Consider the following 5,522-nt stretch of genomic DNA (forward strand, 5'->3'; position numbering starts at 1 on the left):
TCATCTCAATACCTTCGTCGTGATTCGGTTTATCCGTCGTTGCCCGAAATTCTTCATCCTTTGGATACAACATATTTATTCAACCAAAATAGATTAGAATTTGATCGATTGCTTTTTGTCCGAATATTGTCAAGGTGTGTTAAGTGATACGTCAGATTTTTCCTAAGAAGGTACATAATTACCCACTTTGGGGTAGGTGGAAACGTAAAAAGAAAAAGGGAAGCGATATAGCGCTTCCCTCTTACATATGGTTTGAATGTTACTAACTTACTCTGACGGCAAACTTGCTAGCAAGTGAATGAAGCTCTGGGAGCATGCGATAGATAAGATGAAGTTGCTGCAATACCATACGGGCAGAACTGTCGTCTTCATCGCGCCATTCATTTAAGCGTTGCTCGAGTCCAGCATCGTCAATATTAGATAGATCACACTCCTCACAATGCTGGTGAAGCTGTTTATGAAGTACATCCAGATGCTGATGAATACAGCGGTGAGCATCTAAAACGAGTTTATGAATTGACTCATCTTCGATGCGAGTTCGGTGCGCACCAAGAGCAGAAATATAGTTCAGCATTGCGTGATTTAATGTTAAGAAGCGGAAGCTCTCATCAACGGCAGCACGATATTTACCAGGTTCCGCAAGCATTGTACTGATGGCAGAAGAAAGTGAGGCATCACTGTTATGGGCCTGACGACGAGCAATGCGATAGCTCAAGTTGTCCTTTTTACCAATTCGATACTGACCAATGATCTGATCGAGATACTGTTTGTTAGCATCTATCGCATCCGACATGACTTTGTGCAGCCTTCTCGATTGCCAATCTGGCAAAATAACCAGCACGGCTCCTACAGCAAGCACACACCCGATGAGGGTATCGGCCAGTCGAGGAAGCACAACCGCGTAACCTTCACCTAACTGGTTGAATAAGAAGAGGACCAGTAGTGTGATAAAACCAGTTGCGTATCCGTAATTGTTCATCCGAAAGGCGAAAAACATCACGCCAGAAATAACGATGAATACTAACTGGCTTTCTTGAGAAGGGAAGAAAGTCAGTAATGGTACGCCAATTAACAAACCAGCTAAAGTGCCTATGACTCGCGCCGTCAATTTTTGGCGAGTGGCACTGTAGTTCGGTTGGCATACGAATAAAGTGGTTAAGAGTATCCAGTAACCTCGGTCGATGTTGAATATTTGAATGATTCCATAGCCAATCGTTAAGGCAATTGACATACGTAATGCATGCCGAAACAGCATCGAATCTTTATGTAAATTTGCTGATATACGCTGCCACATCGCCTTTAGCGTGTGTGGGTTGGTATCGGCGAGGGTATCTTCTTCGAGGCCTTCGACATCTGGGTTGTTAATGTTATTAAGTTGTTTTTCTACCGTCGCTAAGTTATTGAATAAATATGTTAACTGCATCAGCAGACGTTTCCAGTGTCCTTGCTTTTGTTCTTCTAAGTAAGCAAGTGAATTTTGCACTTCAGCTAAGGCCAAGATGGACTGATCGGTATGTGAGTATTCATTCCCTAGCTGAATCGCTAATGCAATATCACGACACGCTTGGGCTTGAGATTCCAAAAGATATTTAAAACGAAACAGCACATCAGAACGTTCAAATTCAGTTGCTAAATCTTGATAGCGGTAATGGCTAGAGCTGACTCGTTCGTGGATGTCTTGAGCGATGAAGTAGATATTTAAGAATCGGTCACTAGGGCCATCAATGTGGCCGCGTTTCGAGCGGTTTAGTAATGTGGCTTTGCAAGCGTTTAGCGCCATCACCGTCGCTGCGTTGCACTTGGCGGCTTCAATCCGAAGTGGCTGTGGCGTTAGGTTGGTGACAGGGTGAAAAAGCTTGGCTTTCGCATCGAGATAATTTGCCATTTGGAAGAACACATTGGCTAAGCTTTGTTGTACAGGCTGAAGAGGCCAAAATATCTGCCAAATCATCGACATGAAGTAATACCAAGCAGCACCAGTTAAAAGCAGCAGTGGCTGAAACCAAATGTTAGTACTCTCATGTGCGCCAAGCATGGTGTAAATGGCGATCAGCAAAGAGCCAAAAGCAATGCTCGCGTATTTAGGACCTATCGCACCAAGAATGATAAAACCAAAGGTTGAGATAAGTAACCCTAATGCAAATGCCCAAGGGGTGTCGAACAAGATTTCAATTGAGAAAGCGGCGAGCGCAAAACAGAGAAAGGTCAGAATCAGCGCCTTGATGCGCCCAGTGAAGCTGTCATCACTCTCTGCCAAAGCAGCAGCAATAACGCCCAATATTAGAGGCGTGATCAGCGTGTTTTGCTCGAAGTACCAAGTCGGGATAACCACACCCAGTAAGGTGATTAGGATAAGAACGCTGTAATTTATGGTCTTGTTTGCCCAGTAGAGCCGAAATTTAGAAGTTGCTTGCACAATGCGCCTTATGTTTCCGATGAAGAACGGGGGAATACTACCAAACCCACTATAGCGCGTTTATGATTTACTTTAAGAAAAATTCGTTGTTGCTGATAAAATCAACAGGGATGTCATTGACTTATACTAAAGCAGCCACGCAATGTGTCTATAATTGTAAAGTCAGCTTCAAATAGAATGAGCTTTAGGTTACTAAATCGACAGTAATGTGAATTTTATTAAAGAATAAAAGAAGATGCTTACTTAGGTGCTCGCCATTGCTACAATTTGGCGCCTTAAAATGATATAAATCGACAACTTCTAAATTAAAAGGCGCACGTTTCATGCAGCTCACTGCCACTAGCAAAGCACAGTTTTTTATTCAAAATGAGTACCATCACGTCGAAATAAAAGAGAACAGTGTTTTATTAAGCTCAATAGGCAGTGAAGAACATATTCCTTTTACGATCTGGAATGGCAAAGTTAGCGTAAAGCGTGGGTTGTTATGGAGCTCTTTGCAGTTTTTTGCTCATGAGCACGAAGGCAAACAACAAAGCTGGCTAGTACAAGGGCTACCGTGGCCACAATGCCGTAAGTTTGCTCTTGAAGCTGTTCGTCAGTATCAAGAATGGCACAATACTCAGTGCCGAAAACTGGCTGAGTATCTACCTAAGTGGGAAGAAGAGCTCTACAAACTTAAGCATCTTCCTGCCTATCTATCGCACTCTCAAGTGGTCTCCTGGGTGGAAAGTCTTAACCAAGAGTTAAGCGAAATGAAAACCACTCTAGAAGAAGCCAAAATGCGGATGCCGAATCGCATGGCGGAAATCGAACCTTGGCTTATTGATACGTCTGCGACGCTTGGTGAGCGTAATCGTGATTGGCTTGAGGAAGAACGTCCGAATTGGGAAGTGCTGTTTAATCGCATAGAATCTTCGCCTTTAAACTTATCCCAGCAATATGCGGTGTTGCTCAACGATGATCACAACTTAGTCCTTGCTGGCGCAGGCTCTGGCAAAACCAGCGTTTTAACCGCACGAGTTGCCTATTTGTTGCAAAGCCATCAAGCTCAAGCAGAAGAGCTTCTCATGTTAGCGTTCGGTCGTGATGCCGCGACTGAAATGAAAGAGCGTTTAGTGGATAAAGTAGGCATGGCCGCAGACGGTGTGCGTGTGAATACGTTCCATCAACTAGGCTTATATATACTTAATCAAGTTGAGCAACAGCCTGTTGAGATCAGTCCGTTGGCGTTAGATGACAACCAGCGAACGGCATGGTGTGTAGATTGGCTGAAAAAGCATTGGATGACGCCTACTAACTTTAAACGTTGGCAAAAACATTTAGACAAATGGCCGATTGCGTACCTAAAAGGGGATGATGAGTTAGGAAGCCATTCAGAAAATCCAAAACTGATCGCTTGGCTAGATTCGCAGCTGTCTCATTTAGCGGCGGTAGGGCTAACCAAAAAGCAAGTGCAAGAAAAGTTGGTAAATCACCAAGACTATACTCGTTTAAACAGCGAACTCGCCTTGTGTTGGCCATGTTTTACGGCGTGGCAGAAAATGCTTAAAGAAAGCAATCAAGTGGATTTCCCTACCATGATCAGTCGTGCGACAGATTATGTAAATAAAGGGAAATTTGTCTCCCCATGGCGCTTCATTATGGTCGATGAGTACCAAGATATCTCTCCAGACCGTTTAGCACTGATTGAAGCACTGTGTGAATCCACACAGAAACAAGCGGGTGCGACGTTGTTTGCGGTTGGTGATGACTGGCAGGCCATCTATCAGTTTGCTGGTGCGGACGTCGATCTTATCACTGGGTTTAAAGAGCGCTTTGCTCACTCTACCGTTCATCATCTAGATACGACTTATCGTTTCAACAATCAGATTGGTGATGTGGCAAACACTTTTGTTCAGCAAAACCCATCGCAATTGCCGAAAACACTGAATAGCCACAAGCAACGTAAGCAGAAGAGTGTGCATACCGCACCGAGCAACCAAGTTGAAAAAATCTTGGATCAATTGAATCAACAAGCCAAGCAAACCAAGTCAGTCTTATTGTTAGGACGTAATCATTATCACAAGCCCGACTTGTATGACGATTGGTTGCGACGTTTTCCTAATCTCGATGTTCGTTTTATGACTTGCCATGCGAGTAAAGGGCGAGAGGCTGATTTTGTCATTATTCTTTCTGTGGATGAGGGGCAATTCCCTGCGAAGAAGAAGCAAATTCACATTGATGGCGCATTGACCGAGTCCAAAGACAAATTCCCTCACGCAGAAGAGCGCAGGCTGTTTTACGTGGCGATTACGCGTGCTAAAGAGAAGGTTTGGATTACGCACACTGGCGCCGGATCTGCATTTGTTCAAGAGCTCGTCAATGGTGATTATCCGATCATCACTTCGCGTTGAAGGCAGAGTTCTGAATTTTAGAAATAATAAAGGCGATACTCAGTATCGCCTTTACGTTATTCGGTTGGCATCAAAGCTTACATGCGTTCAGCAAGATACGCTTCGTAATCCGGTACTTCAATATCCACTTCTTGCTCAAGAAGAGGGGAGTTAAACAAGAACTTAGCGGTGGCTCGGTTCGTTGCCACAGGAATATTCCAAACGCTAGCAATACGAAGAAGCGCTTTAACGTCTGGGTCGTGAGGTACGGCATTTAGCGGATCCCAGAAGAAAACGAGAACGTCGATTTTGCCTTCTGAAATGAGAGCGCCAAGTTGTTGGTCACCGCCCATTGGGCCACTGATCATGCTCTTAATCGCCAGTCCAGTTTCTTTGCTCAACATGTGTCCGGTTGTGCCAGTCGCGTAAAGAAAGTGACTCTGCAGTTTTTCTTTGTTTTCTTTTACCCAGCGAAGTAGCTCAGGTTTGCAGTTGTCATGGGCAACCAAAGCCACATGTTTGTGGGTTGGCATGGTACGAATGGTTTTTTGCATCAAGATGTTTCCGTTTGTATGATTTTAAAATTGTTGTTATTCAATAGAACACGTTTTTTGTCTTTCAATCAACAGCCTTAACACGGAATGTCGGCCTATATTCTGACGGAGATAACGATTCTTCGATCGTATCGTCATGAAGTGTCTTCGGAGTCAGTGGTTTGATGGTTGGTGAGGCAT

The 5,522-nt window shown here is 44.0% G+C and carries 3 protein-coding genes and 1 pseudogene; 1 reads left to right on the forward strand and 3 read right to left on the reverse strand.

Annotated features, from left to right (window positions below; genetic code table 11):
* Window positions 1-262: 262 nt before the first annotated feature.
* Window positions 263-2,416, reverse strand: a complete 2,154-nt coding sequence (gene yccS, locus CAG69_RS08705) for a YccS family putative transporter (RefSeq protein WP_161443767.1) — start codon at window positions 2,414-2,416, stop codon at window positions 263-265.
* Between the two features lie 323 nt (window positions 2,417-2,739).
* Here yccS and helD point away from each other — a divergent pair, with 323 nt between their 5' ends.
* Window positions 2,740-4,809 (forward strand): DNA helicase IV, encoded by a 2,070-nt coding sequence (helD, locus tag CAG69_RS08710; protein ID WP_161443769.1) that lies wholly within the window; start codon window positions 2,740-2,742, stop codon window positions 4,807-4,809.
* A 77-nt stretch (window positions 4,810-4,886) separates the two neighbouring features.
* Here the strand turns inward: helD and CAG69_RS08715 are convergent, their stop codons facing one another.
* Both CAG69_RS08715 and CAG69_RS08720 read right to left on the reverse strand, forming a co-directional pair.
* On the reverse strand, window positions 4,887-5,342 hold the full coding sequence (locus CAG69_RS08715; RefSeq protein WP_005376571.1) for a methylglyoxal synthase: 456 nt from the start codon (window positions 5,340-5,342) through the stop codon (window positions 4,887-4,889).
* A gap of 64 nt (window positions 5,343-5,406) precedes the next feature.
* Window positions 5,407-5,522, reverse strand: a pseudogene (locus CAG69_RS08720) (TMAO reductase system periplasmic protein TorT); the annotation flags it as partial.

This window comes from Vibrio sp. V43_P6S15P86 (assembly GCF_009904725.1).
GTDB classification, from domain to species: Bacteria; Pseudomonadota; Gammaproteobacteria; order Enterobacterales; family Vibrionaceae; genus Vibrio; species Vibrio diabolicus.